Consider the following 18,375-nt stretch of genomic DNA (forward strand, 5'->3'; position numbering starts at 1 on the left):
CAACCGCCCCCGGAGCAACCGCCCCCGGAGCAACCGCCCCCGGAGCAACCGCCCCCGGAGCAACCGCCCCTGGGGCGCTGCCTGGCGCGATCGGCCCGCCCGCCAGCGGCCCGCCGGCCGGTGGTGTGCCCGGCGCACCACCGGGCACACCACTGGGCACACCAGCGCCCTCGGGGACGGGTCCGGGGCCGGGCGGCAGGGCACCCGGGTTGCCGGCACCGGGCGGTATTGCACCGGGCTGAACGGTTTCTGGCGGCGGGCCGGGTACCGGGCCGGTCGAGGAGGTCAAGCCCGGCGTCGTGCCGGGCGAGCTGGACGGTGTCGCGCTGGGGGGCACCGGCCCCCCGCCGCCGCTGAGCGCAATCAAGACCGCGACGGCGGCGACCCCGGCGGCGACGGCGAGAACGATGCCCGCGGTCCGCAGGCGCGAAGCGTCGGGTTTCCCGGGTCCTGTCATTCTCCTGCTCCCCCTGACGACGGGGGCTCGGCCCCGCGTTCACTCGATCGTGTGTCGAGGCTGGGGCATGAGAGCACTACTGGGACTGCCGATCGAGGCGACGCGCCGCACGGGCATGCTGTCGGGTCTGGAGCAGACGTATGGGCGCTCGCGGACTGATAGAGCGCCCCCACCCCAGCACCCAGTGAGGGTGCAGGGGTGGCCGCACTCGATGGGCCAGTTGGAGACTGTCTTCGACGCCGGGCTGGACGGTCGCGCTCCCCGTTTGCGCAGGCGTGGAGTGCGGCACGGCTCCTCGATGGAGAGGACGGTCCCATGGCGAGGGTGTTCGTCAGCCATGCGAGCGCTGACCAGGGGCTATCCGAGCGGTTGCGTCAGTGGCTGGTCGACGCAGGTCATAACGTCTTTCTTGACCAGGACCCGCAGGATGGCATCACGCCGGGGGAGAAATGGGAGGAGCGCCTGTATGCGAGCTTGAGATGGGCGGACGCGGTGGTCTGTGTGGTGACCGAGGCCTACTGCCGGTCTGCCTGGTGCACAGCGGAGGTGGTGATCGCCCGTTCGCAGGGAGCGCGGCTGCTTCCGATGCTCGCCGAGCCGGGGGTGAGACATGAGTTGCTGCAGTCGCTGCAGAACGTCGATCTGACCAAGGATCGGGCCGCCGCCCGGAACCGGCTCGATGGGAAACTGCGGGAGATCGATGCCGCCGGCGGACTGGGCTGGCCCGACGACGTCTCGCCATACCCCGGCCTCGACGCGTTCGACGTCAACCGGCACCGGGCCTTTTTCGGCAGGGAGGAGGACGTCCGCCACCTCAGGTCCGTCCTGCGCACTCCGGCCATGCAGTACAAAGGTCAGGTTCTTGTGGTGGTGGGACCGTCTGGCTGCGGCAAGTCGTCCCTGGTCCGGGCGGGTCTGGTACCCGCCGTCGCTGGCGAGGCGGACGCCTGGACGTTGACCCCGTGCCGCCCGGGCCGCGATCCGGTGGGCGCGGTCGTGCGAGAGCTCCAGGCGGGCGCTCGCGCGCTCGGACGGCCGGAGCTCTCGATAAGCGATCTGCGCAGGCTGGTGGACGTCGGGGGGCTCGCAGACGCTATCGACGACCTGCTGTTGGCTGTACCGGGAGGCCGCCGCACCCGCCTACTGCTGGTCGTCGATCAGTTCGAGGAGCTGCTGACCCAGGCCGACGCGGCGGCCCGCACTGACTTCGCTCGCCTGGTGTCGCCAGCGCTGGGCCGGCCACTTCAGCTGGTCGCCACGCTGCGCCCAGAATTCCTCAATGGGCTGCTGGCAAGTACCGAGCTCGCCGAGCTACCGAAGCAGGTTCTCGCCATCGAGCCTTTGCGTCGGGACGATCTGGCGTCGGTCATCGAGAAGCCCGCGCAGCTTGCAGGGCTCCAGCTCGACGACGGGTTGGTCGCTCGACTTGCGGCCGACACCGATAGCGGTGATGCCCTTCCCCTTCTCGCTTACACTCTCGCGCAGCTCACCGAAGGCGCAGCCCGCAACGGGACCTATCGGCACGCCCGCCTGACCCACACCCAGTACAACCAGCTTGGCGGTGTGCGCGGAGCGCTCGCGCGACAGGCCGATCAAGCTCTGGAGGCCGCCAAGGACGCGGGCGGAAGAGACCGCGCCGCGGTAATCAAAGAACTACTGCGGCTTGTGGTGATTGACGAGCATGGGCGCCCAATCCGGTGGCGCGTACCTTGGGACGAGCTGTCCGCCCCAACGACCGTGGAGCTCGAGGCGTTCGTCGACCGACGCCTCATCACTACAGACACAGATCCCGCCACGGGAGCCGCGGTGGTAGAGGTTGCGCACGAGGCGTTTCTGACTGCGTGGCCACCACTGACCCAGGCCATCGACCGCGAGTCCACAGCTCTGCGGGCCCGACGGATGGTCGAACAAGCCGCGGGCGCTTGGGCCGCACGTGGACGCGGAACCATCGGACTCTGGGAAGGCGCACAGCTCGCCGGGGCCGTGGCAGACCTCGGTGCGCGCGCACGCCGAGCACGACTCGGCCCGCGTGCCACCCCCGCCATCGATCGAATTGCGCTGAGTTCCAGCGCACGAGAGTTCCTGTTATCAAGCGTGAACCACGACCGTCGCCGTCGCCGTCGCCAGCGCCGCGGCACGGCGGTTCTGGCGATCCTGCTGCTCGTCGCGGTGTTGGCGGGCGTGGCCGCCCTCCTCCAGGCGCGGGCGGGCACCTCCGCGCAACGGGACGCTGTCGCCCAGCGACTGCTCACCCAGGCCGACGCCGCCCGTGCGACCGACACCCGCACCGCCCTGCGCCTCGGCCTCGCCGCCGCCCAGATCGCACCCGACCCCGCGGCGGACGCCAACCTCGTCGACACCCTGAGCCACACCCGCTACGCCCGCACCCTCCCCCACACCAGCGAGGTCACCACCACCGCGTACTCACCCGACGGATCGACGATGGTCACCGGCGGAATGGACGGCAGCGCGACCATCTGGGACCTCACCGACCCGAGTCGCCCCACTCAGATCGGAGCCATGCCGGTGCAGCGGGGCTACGTCTACGACATCACGTTCTCCCCCGACGGCCGCACGCTGGCCACCACCGGGTCTGATACCACCATCGGCCTCTGGGACATCACCGACCGGGCCGCGCCTCGCCCGCTCGGCACGCCGTTGACCGGTCACAGCGCCGAGGCCCACGCGGTCGCGTTCTCCCCGGACGGACACACCCTGGCGTCGGTCGGCTTCGACGGCCGCCTCATCCTGCGGGACGTCACCGACCCCCGCCGCTCCGCGACGACAGCTGAGGCCGCGACCGGGCACGCCGGCCAGGTCTACGACGTCGCCTACGCTCCGGACGGACGCACCCTGGCCACCGCGGGCGCGGACCACACCGTGCGATTGTGGAACGTGACCGACCGGTCGCACCCGTCCCCGCTCGGCGCGCCGCTGGCCGGGGCCAACGACGCGGTGTGGTCCACGGCGTTCGCGCCTGCCGGCGCCACCGTGTCGGCGGTCGACCAGTCCGGCGAGCTGGTCACCTGGTCCACGGACGGCTCCGGGCGCCTCGTCGGCGCGCCGGTCCGCGTGCACGCCGGGGCGGCCTACCAACTCGCGTTCTCCCCCGACGGCACGATGCTCGCCACCGCCGGCGCCGACCACGAAGTCGGGCTCTTCACCGCCACCGACCTGACCCGACCGATGCGCATCGGTGAGCCACTGCGCGCCCACGCCGACCAGGTGTACACGGTCGCCTTCGCCCCCCACGGTCGCTGGCTCACCTCGGCCGGGCCCGACCGCACCGCCGTGCTTTGGGACCTCGCCGGACCACCGCATCCCGTACTCCTGAGCACGCTGACCTCCGGCGGTGCAGGCGCCGGCCAAGCGGTCGCGGTCACGCCCTCGGGCCGGCTGCTCGCCACCGGCGGGCAGGAGCCCGCCGTCCGACTCTGGGACCTCGCCGACGTGGCCCACCCCCGCCCCTCCGGGCCCCCGATCCCGATGCCGGCCGACGTCGGCAGCCTCGCCATCTCGCCCAATGGCCAGCTCCTCGCGGCGGGCACGAACGACGGGTCGGTGGCGCTGGTGGTGTTGGAGGGGTCCGGCATGCCCCGGATCGTCGGTACCGTGCCCGCGGTCGGTGGCGCCGTCAACGGCGTGGCGTTCGCCCCGGACGGGGCCCGGCTGGCCGTCGCCCGCGAGGACCGCAGCGTCTCGTTGTGGAACATCACCGACCCGGCGCGCCCGGCGTCCGACGGCGGCCCGGTCTTGGTGCATACCGGCCCGGTGTACTCCGCCGCGTTCTCCCCGGACGGGCGCACCCTGGTCACCGCCGGCGCGGAGGGCGCGGTGCTGGACTGGGACGTCTCCGGCCCGGGTGAGCCCCGGCCGATCCCGCCGGGGCTCGCCGCCGGCGGCCCCCCGGTGTTCGCCGTCGCCTTCGCCCCGGACGGCACCCTGGCCAGCGGCGGGTGGGACGGCTCGGTCCTGCTGTGGGATCGATCAACGCCCGGTGCTCCTCGCCGGACACCGGCACCATCCACCGACGGCGGAGCCATCTACACCGTCGGGTTCGCCGGCGCGAATGCGATCTTGGCTGCGGCCGGGTCGTCGGGCTCCGTCACGCTGTGGGACGTGTCGGTTCCTGCGGGGCCGCGAGCTCTGGGGCCGACGATCCCGACCGCCGGGTCACCGATCACAGCGCTCGGGCTTCCGCACGATCAACCCTGGCTCGCGGCCGCCGGTGCGGACGGGATGGTGAGGCTCTGGGACATCTCCGCGCTCGACGACCTCCGCGCCCACCCCACAGCAGAAGCCTGTGCAGTCGTCGGGCGAGGCCTCGATCCGAACGAGTGGGCGGCAGCCGCGCCGGACCTAGCATTCGAAGACACCTGTCCCCCGGGCGTGCGCCCAGCAATTCGCTGACCGATCAGCGAGCGGCTGACGACGTCAGCTAGATCTCAGGTTCTCGTGACGCGCAGCGCGCGGTCGACCCCGCGGGCGGTCATCGCCCCGGAGCGCAGCTGGCGCTCGAGGACCTCGGCGGCCGTGCGGGGCAGGTGGCCGCGGCGGCGCAGCTCGGGGCCGGGCACCTCGGCGTTGGTGCGCCACCCGGCGTCGCGCCAGCGTTCGCGGGCGGCCGCCCGGGCGGCGAGTACCCGGGCCCGGACCGACGCGGTGTCCTCCGGGACCTCCTCGAGCGGCACCGACGAGGCGCCGTCCCACGACAGCGCCTCGACCGAGCTCAGGGTGACCTGGAGATCCACGCGGTCGAGCATCGGCCCGGACAGGCGGTGGGTGTACCGGCGTTTCTCCTGGCCCGAGCAGGTGCAGTCGGTGGGCCGGGGCGGCGCGCACGGGCACGGGTTCGCGGCCATCACCAGCTGGAACCGCGCCGGGTAGCGCACCACCCCGTCGGTGCGGGCCAGCCGGACCTCGCCGTCCTCGAGGGGCGTGCGCAGCATCTCCAGCACGTGGGGACCGAACTCGTAGATCTCGTCGAGAAAGAGCACACCGCGGTGCCGTAGCAACGCCGCTCTTGAAGGTTAGCCTCCAACTCGTATCGAACTCGCCATACTGCGGCGCTGCCACCGTGGGGCAAACACACGAACGCCCTTGCTGTGGCCGGGTGGGGAGCGCTGACCTGCATGATAAGGATGCCGCGAGCACCGTGGTTCGCCGTCCGGAATACCGGCCTGCATGGTGGGCCAGCACTGGCACGTCTGACCGGTCGTGTCGGTGAACTTCTGAGGCAGCCCGAAGAACGCGGGCACGGCTAGGCCGCATGTACAACCACGACCATTAAGGTGGTGTCGGAGTCGGTGTTAGTTGGACCGGAAGCCATTTGGGCTCCGTTTACAGGAAGGCTCTCGTATGAATTAACACCCCAAGGTTGCTGTTAGACCCCGTAGTGCTTGCATGAGCGCGGGCAGCTTGCTTTCCTAAGCGAGGGGGCAGTATAGTACTATAACCCTAGAGGTGCGTACACCACGCGTCGCCTGCCGAGCGTGCGTTCCGGCAACATCCGAGTGAGGAAGTCACGATGGACATCCTGATTACAGTTCTGGGTGACGAAGCGGGCAGCGAGGCGTCTTCGTTAGCCGAGTGGCTTCGGGCAGACGAGGATGTGCCGAAATCTGCGATTAGTCTCGCCCGTACACCCACGGCGAAGGGTGAAATGGGACCCGTCACAGACATCGTTCAACTCTTGCTAGATCCAACAACAACGAGTGCCACACTAACTGCCGTTGCCGCCTGGCTGACGGCCCGTAGGCAAACCACAACGATCCACATCAAGAGCGGCGATCGGGAAGTGGAGGTGGAGAGCGCAAGTATCAAGGACCCCGCACAAGCGGCGAAGAGTTTGATGGAAGAGATCGAGGGTTGATCGGGCGGCAGGCATATGAGCCTCCCGGACTTCGAGAATTCGTGCGCAGTTTTAGCTGGGACTTCCACTTATGCAGATCAGACGTTAGACGACCTGGTTCAAGTTAAGAAGAATGTCCTCGACTTTGCAGCGCTCCTTACAGATCAGAACCGATCGGGTTTTACAGAGGAAAATTGTACCTCTATCGTCGACCCGGAGACGCCAGATGCGGTCCTCGCAGCGCTAGATCAGGCGAGCCAACGGGCCAAAGACCTCTTGCTCTTTTATTTTTCCGGACACGGTGTCTTGCTCGGCCAACGATCGGATGAGCTTAATCTCGCTCTGACTAGGAGCGATTTGTCCAAATTCTGGACGTGCCTACCTTACAACAATGTAGCCAGACTTGTATTGGGAAGTTCCGCACGCACTAAGGTCGTTCTCCTCGACTGCTGTTACAGCGGGAGGGCGTTGGGCTTTATGGGTGCAAGCGACAGCGCGACTGCGGCGACCGAACAAATTGAGATCGCGGGCACGTACGTGATGACCGCGACGAGTAAGACTAAGCGAGCACTTGCGCCAGAGGGTCACGAATATACAGCATTCACAGGTGAGTTGCTGTCCGTGTTCAGGTCGGGACTACAGATTGATGATCAGACGTTGCCTTTGGAGAAGGCGTTCTATGAAGTTTCGCGCAGGATGCGGGAGTCCCAGCTCCCCACTCCCCAACAGCGAAATGAAAACAGCGCAGGCAAGCTGGCACTTGTCTGGAATAGTCGCAAGCTCTTCCGCCGAACATCATCCAGTGCCCCCACCGATGCGACCGTTCGGATCGTCGGGCACGAACCAAAGCTATGGGACATCCAATTAGACTGTTCGATTGGCCAAGCTCATGACCCGCTGCAACTCGATGAAGAGCTTCTCGACTCGTTTATCGCCGCGGCGTCTGCTAGCGCCCACGTTCGCGACCATCCCAGTCCATTACTCAGTTATCTCAGCAGAGCTGCACTTGGTGGCGGAGTAGGAGAGCTCCTTCGCGAGTTCAGCTCGCTCGCACGATCAGATGAGAGGAGATCATCACCGCGACTCCTTCTGCAGGTCGACGATGAGCGGTTGCGCCCCCTCCCGTGGGAAGACTGCTCCATTACCCGCGGGCGGCCCCTCGGTTTGGAGTTCGCCTGCATGCGCTCTTATTCTGAAGGCGACCTAGCGGAACGCCGTGTATTTGAGCGTAAGGGTCCACCAAGGGTATTGCTGATCGACGCATCGATCCCTCCAGGTGCGTCGAGCGCTGGCTACGAGCAACGTGACGAGAGGCGAGTCCTTCTCCGCCGGATGGGTTATACGTTAGCGGACTGGTCGGTATGTTCGGTTGTGGATGGCGGTGAAGACGGCCTTGATATCGACTCCGCTCTAGGCAGGATGGAAGGTCTTGAGCCACACATTGTCATCCTACTCGGCGTACCGATCCCAGTCCATCGGTGGGAAGTCTCCGGGCTGCCCTACGACGACCTCGAGGATGCCTTTTACGATTCTTGGGTACCTGAGCTCATGGAGCAGATGGAATCCACAAAGCCACTCTTTGTAATCATGCAAGAGTGTCAGACTGAGAGTCGCAGATTCGCTACGCGATCTGCTCGACGGCTACGTCCTCATGAACGTGGTTACGCCGACCTCGGCGAGGCGCTGAACATCCGCGGGGTTGCATATGCGCTTAGGTTAAGTGAGCTCTATCAGAACTCTGAGAGCTACGTAGATCTTCTGAGTCAACTAACCGCTGGGGCGCCCATCGAGAGTGCTACAAACCTTATGTATCGGAAGCAGTACCATAGGATTCGTCTCCTAAGAAACCACCCCTGGGCCGCACCCGTGTTATCGACTGCGGTCGACTCGAATGGGCAACTGTTTGAGCGCCCCCGCCGTCTTCTCCCGTATTACCCTGCCACCGCGCCACCGCGCCCGGAAGGCGGCGAGGGCGACGAACACGGGTCCAAGTCGAGGTGACCCAAGGTTTGTAGCTGGACTCTGGGGTGCAGCCGCGCTGCTCCCCGGCTTCGGTGGTCGTCACCGGCGTCGCTCTTGATCGACAGCCGACTGCGCATCGTGACCAGTGCACGCCGCGCACGTCGAGCCACGCGGAGGCCGCGCTCTGCCCATCACGCCCGGCGAGGTCGAGCAGATCGGCCAGCCTGTTCAGGGTACATAGAGCAACACTGCGGTGCCGTAGCAAGGCCGCTCTTGATGCTAAGCCCCCAACTCAACCCCAGCTTGCGAGTCTCCTACTCGAGCAATGGGTGGTCCGCCTTCTGTAGCTCGGTCATCAAGTCATTGATCTTGCAAACGAGACTGCTTCCCACCTTATAGATCTCATTGGGGTCCGCCGGGGTTCCATGCAGCTCGTCCCAGTCAGCCGCCAGGTGGGAGGCGTCCTCCAGGTAGATTTCTCCCTTGGGAGAAGATGTAAGTATCAGGAACCGTCGGACGTAGAAACTCAGCTGGTCTACCTGGCGCCTGACCGGTGGGACGAGAGGACGGAACGGTAGCGTTATCTGACTAGGTCCCCTATCTAGTTGCTCAATATGCGCAACTAAGTCAGAGGCATCCTTGCGGAGTTCTTTGACTGTTTTTGTTCGATTGTTGCCGGAAGGCCATTCAAGGTTGCAGTCCATTGCCACGTCAACCAAGATGTTGTTGATGTACCTGCGCGCCTCTTCGACATAGGGACGAAGGCGTCGCTGTTGCCACTCGCGAACTACGGGGTTCGTGAAGAACAATCCGGGGCCGAGTAGAACGAGTGCGGCTAGAGCGTTCACTGCGAAGCCTACTGCATCATCACCCCACGTTTCCCGCACTTCGCCGGTCCAAGTACCAAGGCAGAAGAAGCCAAAGATTGCCGATGTGACACTTATTGCGACACCTGTCCACACATATGATCGCGGAAGCGCGTCCGACTCGTACTGGCGCAGAACGTTTGGGAGTCGAAAGTGCATAGTACTCAGTCCGCCGAGGCGCTGGATCGAGGGTCCTGTCTATGCCCGTGGCAGGTGAGCCACCGAAATGCGTCGTCCAGCATTATATCGACGGCCTCAATCTCATCAACGCGAAGAACAACGCTGCTGCCGTCCTGTCCCACAATCTCCCCGAGGATCATCATATCGACGAGCGCGGGCTTCACTCGGTTCAGGGGATGGTCGCACGAGAAGCCATCCATACCGGTAACCGCGCCTTCAATCTGGAGGCCGTCGAGGGCTCGGTATAGTTCGCGCAGACCAGTCTTGACCCCGCCAACTACCTCCTGACGTGTCAGCGTGGGCAGGTCAGGCCGTCGAGCATAGGAAATCGTGTCGCGCAGCGTCTGGATAGAGCGTTGAGCCTCGTCGGTTGACCGATACCCGACTCGGGTCATCAGGTGCGCCAACTTCCCATCAAGCAGATCGGTGAGCCCGTCCCAGTCCCTGAAGTCTGGCTGACTGTGAGCCTTGTTGTTGGGCGCCGGTATTCTGCTCCATAGCTCATTATCATTAAGGACCGCTTGCACTGCATCCTTGCATTTCTTGATGCGCATGCGCACGATCTGCAGATCTTCTGTCGGGTAGGAGAAGTTCGAGAACTGCAGTGCTGATTCTGCTACTTGGGAAGAAGGTAACACGGCGGCCCCCGGAGATCGACGCGATGTGTAGCCAACTAACGATACCGCTTAGTTGCTCAGGGTGGAAAGGCGTCCCGCGATCATGAAGAGGGCGATGCTGCTTTGGCGCCCTGGGAATGACGGATGCCGGTGAGCTGCAGCGTCGGACGGCCCTGGGGGCGGATCAAAAGGCGGGAAGTGTGGCGGAAGATCAAGCCTCAGCCTCCACGGAAGACCGCTGTTCGTGGCGTTCTCCCAACGTCCGCGAGCTGGACGCGGTCACTCGCGGGCTGCTTGCGAGGGTTTTGGGACGCCGGCGCCGGACCGGCCGACCCGGCCGGGCGTTGACGATCGATCTGGACTCCACGATCTGCGAGGTCTACGGGCGGAGCAAGCAGGGCGCCGGGTTCGGCTACACCAAGGTCCGCCGGTATCACCCGCAGCTGGCCACCCTGCCGAGACCGGGCAGGTGATCTTCTCCCGACTCCGGGGTGGGTCGGCCGGGGCGGCCCGCGGAGCGAAGTCGTTCCTGACCGAGACCGTCTCGCGGCTGCGCGAAGCGGGCGCGTGCGGGCCGCTGACGGTGCGCGCGGACTCGGCGTTCTACTCTCAGAGGGTGTTTTTTGGAAACGGAGTAGTCAGTCCTGGTTGAGATCATCGGCGAACCGGCGGGCTGCTTCCCGTTCAACATCACTACGGGGTTCGGGGAGTTCCTCGCCGGCCAGCCGGGCGGCCATCAACCGGATCATCGCGATCTGGATCATCGCCTCAGCGTGATCGGTCCTGCGTTCGTAGTCGCGCGCCAAGCGTCTGCACCTCGAGAGCCAGCCGAAGGTCCGTTCCACCACCCACCGGCGGGGCAGCACCTGGAAGCCTTTCGCGGCTCTTCCGGAATCGGAGTGCAGCTGAGGGTGTGACCGACCCGGGAGCAGGGGCCGTGTCGCTGTGGTGAGGCGGGCCCCGAGAAGTTGATGATGACGGTTCCTATGCCAGTCAGCTTCAACGTCCCGGGGACCCGATGTCGCAGCCGGACAGTCAGGTATTGCGCCTGCACATCCTCGGTGATCAAGACCACCGGAGATCATACTCCTCGGCGATAGAGAACACCCTCTGCCATGCGTGTTCGACCTCTGCGGCGTCCGCTGCATCGACTGTGCCTGCGTCGTTTCCCAGGGCATTCGCTAGAGCTTGCCGACAAGCTCGAATAAGTTCGAGATACTCTTGTTGGTACCGTACCCCCTGCAAAGTGCCGGGCTGCTGGTCAGGATCAAGTAGCCATCGTTCGCTCTTCTCGATCTCAGAGATGTGTCGTTCAACTACTTGCCCCCCTCCCACGCGACAGATAGAAAAATCAATCCGGTCCATATGGAAGAAGATCTGCTGTAGATCTTCACGCATGGTGGGCACAGCCTTGGGGGCAGAGACGGCCGCCGCCGCGGCGCTGGCGCAACACGCAACGAGCATCAGCGTCGCTGCAGCGGTCCCCGTGGAAACGATGCCATTACGCAATTTGATCGACGGTAGATAGCTGGCCGCGAGCGCAGTTACCCCGCCTGCAAGAAGCGAGAGGAAAAGCGTGCTGGAGAAGACCGTCACGAATTGATCAAATGCGTCCACAGGTGCAGCGCCACGATATATAGAGACCATCGTGGGCCCCGCCGCCGCAAGCGGGGCGGCGATCAGGCTGGCGATTCCGCCGCGCCGGTGAGGCATTCGCGAAGCTAAGAGAGCTGTCACGCTTGTTCCAATAGAGACGACCACGGCTGGCAGCAGGAGCGCTGAGAGCGGAGTTAACTCCCGTGCAAGCCAGTTTGGCGCTGCGCTGTCTTTTCCGTTAGGGACTAAGATAAAGCGGTAAGCAGAGTAGGCTATCAGCGCGGTCGTCCCAGACAGGAGGCCGCCAATAAATGCAGGCTTGAACTCTGCCTTTCGGGCGGCCCTGCGCCCTGTTAAAAAGATTGTGAGGAATAATGCGCAATAGGCGGCAGCGGCAACCTTTCCGACTTCCGAGCTACCGAATAGGAGCAGCGCGGTCGCCACTGCGCTCCTTGTGTCGTCGCGAATGTGGGCATCATATAAGCGAGCGACGTCTAGCCAGCCTGAGGCGATGGCGCAGATGGACCCTACTACGGCTACCTGTACCGCCACGAACATGAACTTCGCGCGTCGAAAGGAGAGGGTCGAAGTCTCGAGCAACAGCTGCACACTGGCCATGACCGCGATTACAAGGGCTATGAAGGAGAACCATCCGAAGGCCGAAGATGGGTACCGACTGTACTCGCCCTGCGCATAGATTGAGTACCTGAAAATGACGTACCCGTTTGCCACTCCAAATGCCACGAACAGCGCAAAGTGCGCACCGCGATTTACCTGCGGGTCGACCAATGCCGAGTCGTCGCTCGCGTATCTTCGAATATGCACTACCAGCCACCAGGCAAGGATGGCGAAGACAATCGGCGAAGCGACCAGGTATGCGCCAGTACTACGGGCGCTCATGTCCAGACCTTGTGCACCAATTTGCAGGTTGGGCGCAGCGATTCCTGCAAGCGTCCCAACTGCCAGCCCCTGCAGAGGCTGCAGCACCTCAACTGCGTCGCGCTCGACGGCTCGGGCCCGGCGCGAGGTCGGCGGGTGTGGGTCTACGATGAGCTTCCACAACCGGGGAGTAGCAGACCGATGGGAGTCCCTGTTCAGTATTCGCTTGAGCGCGTCGGCTTCCAGAGAGCTCGCGGCTCTATCTGCTGCGTACTCTCGGGCATGCAAAGCTCCCAGGCGCACGACTAAGAGGACGGCGACTAGAGTGAGGGGCGCGAGCAGGTTCCAGCCTTCAATCCCTGCCCCGTATACGTACAGTGCCGTCCACGCGAGCACGGCCGGACCGGACCACCATGCAACTCTCGCCGGCAGAACGTCGTGGTAAGTATGGTGAGCGCACTCGTGCGCCAAGATTGCTCGAGCCGCTGCCGGGTCACTGAGACTCAAAGCCAACCAGTTCGGCCCGACTTCTATGTATCGCTTCAGAACGCCGTCAGCCCTCGCTTGCGGCAAAGGACGGCGCGGATTATAAAGGAGGCGTACATGCTGGAGTGACGACGCAGCAAGGACGGGAGATACAACGAGCTCGTGAGACGCCTTTATGTATGGTACGGGCCGCAAGAACAGAAATCGCCGGACGACGGGGATCATGGTCGCTAGTACTATGAGGGCTCCGAGTAGCGTTAGGCTTGCTGAGAGTGACCACAGCAGACTGGTGCTGGTTATTAGCTGAAGGCACGCACGAGCGAGCTCGCTCCCGTTGAAGCATGTCGGCGGTAGCCCATCGATGAAGCCCTCAAGGAACCATGCGCTCCAAAAGCCAATACCAGTTACGAAGATAGCTGCTATTGCGACGAATACTACGAGTGCGAAACGAATGTTGGTATCAAGTAGAGACGATCTATGTCTCACATATTGACCACTTGGTGAACGACTTGGTGTTAAATTCTTCATGGCCCGCCCGATCTAAATTCCCTACACGGCAAGGCTCTCTGTAAGCGGCTTCCTCCAATACAGATTGTGGTTCCGGTCCTAGCTGTGTCTCTGGCCTGATGAATACGGTCCCTTAGGGGACCGCAGTGCTCCCACGATCGCGTCAGACAAAAGCCTGGCTCTTTGCTCGTCCAGTCCAACCGCTCGCGCGTTCTGGTACGATTTCTCGCGGGCTAGCTCAATAAGCTCCTCTGCGCATTTGGGTGGAGGCTGTGGATTGTCCTCGGATCCGCTCCTCAGACGCTCGATGGTAGACCTGATCCATTCCTTGAGTGAGTCCTCGACAACTCCTTTTAGGGAGTCCAGCAGGAGGTTGCCGACTACAGATGACACGGGTACGACAGCCATCAACCAAGTAAGCTCGGCGTCTCCGAATCCCAATGCACCATCTCGAGCGCGCGTCTTCTGTCTTAGTAGCTCTTCTCCCATAGCGTCGAGTAAGGGAAGTTCAGCAGGCCGAGTGCCCACCAACACAGCTCGGGCAAGGGCGAGTGCGATTTGGTCATCAATCGTCACGTGCTGTCCCCCTTTCGGAAACCCCTGCAACTTCGCGGCTGCAAGCTGACCTTCCCAAGGTCAACTCGTCGCGGATGGGCGGGCTGCCGTCTGTGCCGCCACCACCGAGTGTGGTACGTGACGACGTGAAGCTGATGAGTGTTCACCCTATCGGTGGCTCAGCCCGAAGCCGAACGAGTGACTGCTCGGCTACATCGCGTCAGGGGCTTTGGCGCCCAACAGCTCGAAAGGTCGATCATCCGCGCTGGCGGTTCCGGCTCGTCGTGATCGTTATGCGGCTCTTCGTCATTGAGCGTGGAGGGATGACCGCGACACGATCTTCGGCTTCGGCCTGGTGATGGGCCTGGGGCCTCACTCTTCGTGGTGTCTGGACACTTCGGAGGGAGGCCCCAGGTGGGGACGGAGACTACTGGTGCGCGCGACCTCGGGGCGGTGGTGCTCGGGCTTGAGGGCTTCGAGTTGGTCGCGGTCGACGAGCATGACGGTGAGCTCGAGCTGGCCGTGCAGACGACTGCCGATCTGACCGGCTGCCTGGTCTGCGGGGCGGTCGCCGAAGCGCACGGACGCCGGCCGGTGCGGGTCCGTGATCTGCCGGTCGCCGGACGTCCCACGAGCCTGATCTGGATCAAGCGACTGTGGCGCTGTCGGTACGAGGCCTGCGAGATGGGGACCTGGTCGGAGACGAGCCCCGAGATCGCCCCGCGGGCCTCACTGACCGCTCGTGCTGCACGGGAAGCGTGCCGGCGCGTCGGCCAGGGCGGGGAGTCGGTGGCCGCCGTGGCCTGGGATCTGGGTCTGGGCTGGGGGACGGTGATGCGCGCGGTGGCCGAGCACGGCGCCCCGCTGGTCGACGATCCGGCCCGGCTCGAGGGTGTGGCCGCGCTCGGGGTCGACGAGACCGCCTACCTGGCCGCCACCTCGACGCATGGCACGGAGTTCGCGACCGGTCTGGTCGACCTCACCCGCACCGATGGTCCGGCGCGGCTACTCGACGTCGTGCCTGGTCGCAGCGGCACGGTCCTCTCCTCGTGGCTGCGTGGCCGGGACGCCGGCTGGCGCGCGGGGGTGAGGGTCGCGGCGCTGGACCCGTTCCGCGGGTACGCCACCGCGTTGCGCACCCACCTGCCCGGCGCGGTCCGCGTCCTGGACGCCTTCCACGTGGTCAAGCTGGGCTTCGACGCGGTCGACCAGGTCCGCCGCCGCGTGCAGCAGGAGACCCTCGGGCACCGCGGCCGCGCCGGCGACCCGCTCTACGGCATCCGCCGGGTGCTGCGCCGCGGCCACGACCACCACTCCGACCTGTCCTGGACCCGGCTGCTGCACGGGCTCGACCTCGGCGACCCCGACGGTGAGGTCGCCGCCGCCTGGATCGCCGCCCAGGAGCTACGCCTGCTCTACCGCCACACCGACCCGACCCGCGCCGCCGCGGCGTTCTACCGCTGGCTGACCTTCTGCGCCGACTCCGAGGTCCCCGAACTCCAGCGCCTGGCTCGCACCCTGGACTCGTGGCGCGACGAGCTGCTCGCCCGCTTCACCGCCGCCGACGTGTCCAACGGCCCCACCGAGGCGATCAACCTGCTGATCAAGAAGGTGAAGCGAGTCGGTCACGGCTTCCGCAATTTCGCCAACTACCGGCTGCGACTGCTCCTGCACTGCGGAACCGTGTGGGACGCTCCCGCCACCACGATGCTGCGAGGCCACCTCCACGCTTCATGACGAAGAGCCGGTATTATTTTGGATGCGGTTGGTTAGTCTGGTGGGACACAGACCTTGCCCCGGCTGGAAGTAGTGCCTCTTGCGCGGCGGTATTGCTTGATCGGTAGTGAGTGTGAGACGCTTGATCTTCAGACTTCGCGCCGGACGAGGTCTTCCATTCCCTGCCGCCGACCTGGGAATTTGCAACCCGAGTGGTTCGATCCTTGTCCGACGAATCCTCGTTCTTCTGCGAACGCTGGTACTCAGTGGGCACCACCAGCTCATCGAGTACCGCCGAGATGAAGTCGTCGAACGAGGTTACCTGACCACCTCGGAAGTACAAACAATCCGGAATGACGTGACGAATCAGAACCGTCTTGCCGGTCTTCGTTGGACCAGTAACCGCGAGAATCTCGGTGCCGTACTCCAGGTGCCGGCGAACTTGATCTTCGAGGTCGCCACGCGACTGGTAGGTGACCGTCGGCGTGCCGCCTGGGACGAACACCTCCCGAGCTCTGAACGTCACAGCGGAGATCGTAAGGAGGCCCGCTGTGCACCACTCCACACCCCAGCTCGCGCCAGGCACCTGCCATCGCTGCCGGCAAGCTCGTGACTTCCCGTGGTCGAAGTTCCTCGCGACACGCATCAAGGTACATAGGTCAGCGCTGGAGTGGGCCAGGGACACCGCGCCCGGGCGGGCCAGCCCGCTGCCGCCCCCGACCAGCGCCGCCGACGACACCGAGTGGTGCGGGGCGACGAACGGCGGGGCCGCCGGGAGCGCCTCCTCGGGGTCGACCGCGCCCGCCAGCGAGCGGACCGCGGCCACCTGCAGCGCCGAGTCGACGTCGAGGTCGGGCAGCAGGCCGGTCATCCGCCGGGCCAGCATCGTCTTGCCCGATCCCGGCGGTCCCACCATCAGCAGGTGGTGGCCGCCGGCCGCCGCGACCTCCACCGCCCGGCGCGCCGCGAGCTGCCCGACGACGTCGGCGAGGTCCTCCCGCGCGCCACCGCCCCGCCGGCGTGCTCCCCCGCGAACCGCGAGCAGCCGCCCGCGGTCGCCCCGCAGCCACGCCAGGACGTCGGAGAGGTGCTCGGCGCCGAGCACCTCGAGCCCGTCGACCAGACCCGCCTCCACCGCGGCCGCCGCCGGCACCACGGCCTGCTCCACCCCGAGTCGCCGGGCCGCGAGCAGCGTCGGCAGCACGCCCCGGACCCCGCGCACCCGCCCGTCGAGGGCCAGCTCGCCGATCAGCACGACCCCGCGCAGCGCCGCCACCGGCACCGTCCGCGCGGCCGCGAGCACCGAGCAGGCCAGCGCGAGGTCAAAGCTCCGGGTGTTCCTGTACTGGGAAGGGCTGGTCTAGCGAACCCATGATCATCGACCCGATGAGAGACGGCACGACCGCCGCGATGACCACCGTGCCTCCGTCAACGAGCCACCGAAGATGAGGGCGTCGCGCCTAGCAAGATCAACAACACGGCGGATGCGGCCTCGATGCAGACCCGCAGCGCGACCGAGGTGGCCGCGATGTTTCCCCGCGACGGCGTTCCATGCCCGGGGCGATCCACGGGTCAACGACCAGAGGGCGCGCTAATTCTCGTTCGCCCCCAGTTCTCCCCTGGTCATGATGATCACGCCGGGCGAAGCGTTCAGGATGCCCTCGAAGCGCGGCAACGCGCGCAGCCCGAACTGTACCGCGAGCGCCCGGGCGGCGTCCTCCTCCTGGGTACTGGGGCGGAAATAGACAGCGCTCTCAGGGACGTCGACAGCGTTGTAGTTGCCGACCATAGGGACGTTCCAGCCCCGCTGGCGCAGCTCGTTGGCCGCGCGGTCGGCCAGACCGGGGGTCGTCGAGTTGTTGTACACGCGGGCAGTGCAGGGAGGCGGCGGCGTAGGCGTAGGCGTAGGCGTGCGTAGCGTGGCCACAGCATCCCTCGCTACAGGCGTACCTTCCGCAGCGTTCTGGAGTTGCGGACGCGTGACTCCCCTCTCCAACAGTCCCTGAAGAAAACCATTCACCGTGCCCGGCGGCGCGCTATTTCTCTCCAACACCTGTAGCGCGGAGCCCACTACTGCCCGGACGCGCTGTGGACTCCCTGGGCCTCCGGCGTCGCGGAACCCCGGCTGCGCGCGGCCGTATAGGAAGACTGGCCGTGCCCCGCAAGGCACGCGGCCAGGCGTCAAAATTTCCGTTAGGGAGATTTCTTTCGGCTCCCGCGCCTCGCGGCACCCGTCGGACGCGTTGGCCACCCAGCCGCCGTTCCAGCCGCCCCCAGACTCGTCCGGACAGAAGGGAGCGAAGAGGAAGAGCTGGACGGCACCCTGCAGACAGTCTTCATGTTGGTAGCACAAGGGATCTAGGACGGGCTCCTCCGAGGGCTCCGAAGGCTCCGGGGGTGCCGGCTCCGGCCGATTTTCGTTCTGAAGGACGTTAGTTATCGCGTCGTCGAGCGAAGCAGCGCTGTTGATGAACGCCCCGTTGTTTGCCGGGGGGTAGAACGCAAGTCCACCGGCCGGGGGGGCTGCGCCGCCACCCGGGGGGCGGCCACCACCGGGGGCGACACCCGCCACGCCACCTGCGCCGCCACCACCAAGACCGCCCACCCCACCGGGACCGCCCACCCCACCGGGACCGCCCACACCCAGGGCAACCGCCCCCGGAGCAACCGCCCCCGGAGCAACCGCCCCCGGAGCAACCGCCC

General features: G+C 65.5%; 11 protein-coding genes and 2 pseudogenes. 5 read left to right on the top strand and 8 right to left on the bottom strand.

The genetic code is table 11. The annotated features are described in order from the left end of the window. Positions 1-772 precede the first annotated feature (772 nt). Positions 773-4,867: an nSTAND1 domain-containing NTPase gene (locus PHK61_RS30800; RefSeq protein WP_274284859.1), complete on the top strand. Its 4,095-nt coding sequence runs from the start codon at positions 773-775 to the stop codon at positions 4,865-4,867. A 38-nt stretch (positions 4,868-4,905) separates the two neighbouring features. Here the strand turns inward: PHK61_RS30800 and PHK61_RS30805 are convergent. After that, a pseudogene (locus PHK61_RS30805) lies at positions 4,906-5,463 on the bottom strand (ATP-binding protein); the annotation flags it as partial. Positions 5,464-5,984: 521 nt separating this feature from the next. Here PHK61_RS30805 and PHK61_RS30810 point away from each other — a divergent pair. Together PHK61_RS30810 and PHK61_RS30815 are read left to right on the top strand one after the other, a co-directional pair. Next, positions 5,985-6,329, top strand: a complete 345-nt coding sequence (locus tag PHK61_RS30810) for an effector-associated constant component EACC1 (RefSeq protein ID WP_274284860.1) — start codon at positions 5,985-5,987, stop codon at positions 6,327-6,329. 15 nt (positions 6,330-6,344) lie between these two features. Beyond that, positions 6,345-8,309, top strand: a complete 1,965-nt coding sequence (locus PHK61_RS30815; RefSeq protein WP_274284861.1) for a caspase family protein — start codon at positions 6,345-6,347, stop codon at positions 8,307-8,309. A gap of 275 nt (positions 8,310-8,584) precedes the next feature. Here the strand turns inward: PHK61_RS30815 and PHK61_RS30820 are convergent, their stop codons facing one another. Continuing rightward, complete coding sequence (locus PHK61_RS30820; RefSeq protein WP_274284862.1) at positions 8,585-9,232, bottom strand: hypothetical protein; 648 nt, start codon at positions 9,230-9,232, stop codon at positions 8,585-8,587. Positions 9,233-9,300: 68 nt separating this feature from the next. Further along, positions 9,301-9,870 carry a hypothetical protein gene (locus PHK61_RS30825; protein ID WP_274284863.1) on the bottom strand — a complete coding sequence of 190 codons (570 nt, stop codon included), beginning with the start codon at positions 9,868-9,870 and terminating at the stop codon, positions 9,301-9,303. Between the two features lie 407 nt (positions 9,871-10,277). Between PHK61_RS30825 and PHK61_RS30830 the strand changes: the two genes are divergently transcribed. Next, positions 10,278-10,406 carry a hypothetical protein gene (locus PHK61_RS30830; protein WP_274284864.1) on the top strand — a complete coding sequence of 43 codons (129 nt, stop codon included), beginning with the start codon at positions 10,278-10,280 and terminating at the stop codon, positions 10,404-10,406. A gap of 165 nt (positions 10,407-10,571) precedes the next feature. On the opposite strand, the gene PHK61_RS30835 is transcribed toward PHK61_RS30830, so the two are convergent. Continuing rightward, positions 10,572-11,111, bottom strand: a complete 540-nt coding sequence (locus tag PHK61_RS30835; protein WP_337994018.1) for a transposase — start codon at positions 11,109-11,111, stop codon at positions 10,572-10,574. Further along, complete coding sequence (locus PHK61_RS30840) at positions 10,999-13,422, bottom strand: M48 family metalloprotease (protein WP_337994019.1); 2,424 nt, start codon at positions 13,420-13,422, stop codon at positions 10,999-11,001. Before PHK61_RS30840 ends, PHK61_RS30835 begins: the two co-directional genes overlap by 113 nt. Positions 13,423-14,370: 948 nt before the next feature. Between PHK61_RS30840 and PHK61_RS30845 the strand changes: the two genes are divergently transcribed. After that, positions 14,371-15,693: an ISL3 family transposase gene (locus PHK61_RS30845; protein WP_274284867.1), complete on the top strand. Its 1,323-nt coding sequence runs from the start codon at positions 14,371-14,373 to the stop codon at positions 15,691-15,693. A 13-nt stretch (positions 15,694-15,706) separates the two neighbouring features. Here the strand turns inward: PHK61_RS30845 and PHK61_RS30850 are convergent, their stop codons facing one another. The 3 genes and pseudogenes from PHK61_RS30850 to PHK61_RS30855 all read right to left on the bottom strand — a co-directional run bounded on the left by PHK61_RS30850 (position 15,707) and on the right by PHK61_RS30855 (position 17,539). Beyond that, positions 15,707-16,777, bottom strand: a complete 1,071-nt coding sequence (locus tag PHK61_RS30850; RefSeq protein WP_420791466.1) for an ATP-binding protein — start codon at positions 16,775-16,777, stop codon at positions 15,707-15,709. Further along, positions 16,757-16,999: pseudogene (locus PHK61_RS32190) on the bottom strand (magnesium chelatase domain-containing protein); the annotation flags it as partial. The gene PHK61_RS30850 and the pseudogene PHK61_RS32190, both read right to left, overlap by 21 nt. A gap of 264 nt (positions 17,000-17,263) precedes the next feature. Continuing rightward, entirely contained in the window at positions 17,264-17,539 is a 276-nt protein-coding gene (locus PHK61_RS30855) for a LytR C-terminal domain-containing protein (RefSeq protein WP_274284868.1), read from the bottom strand. Positions 17,540-18,375 lie beyond the last annotated feature (836 nt).

Source organism: Actinomycetospora lutea (assembly GCF_028737205.1).
In the GTDB taxonomy this organism is placed as follows: Bacteria; Actinomycetota; Actinomycetes; order Mycobacteriales; family Pseudonocardiaceae; genus Actinomycetospora; species Actinomycetospora lutea.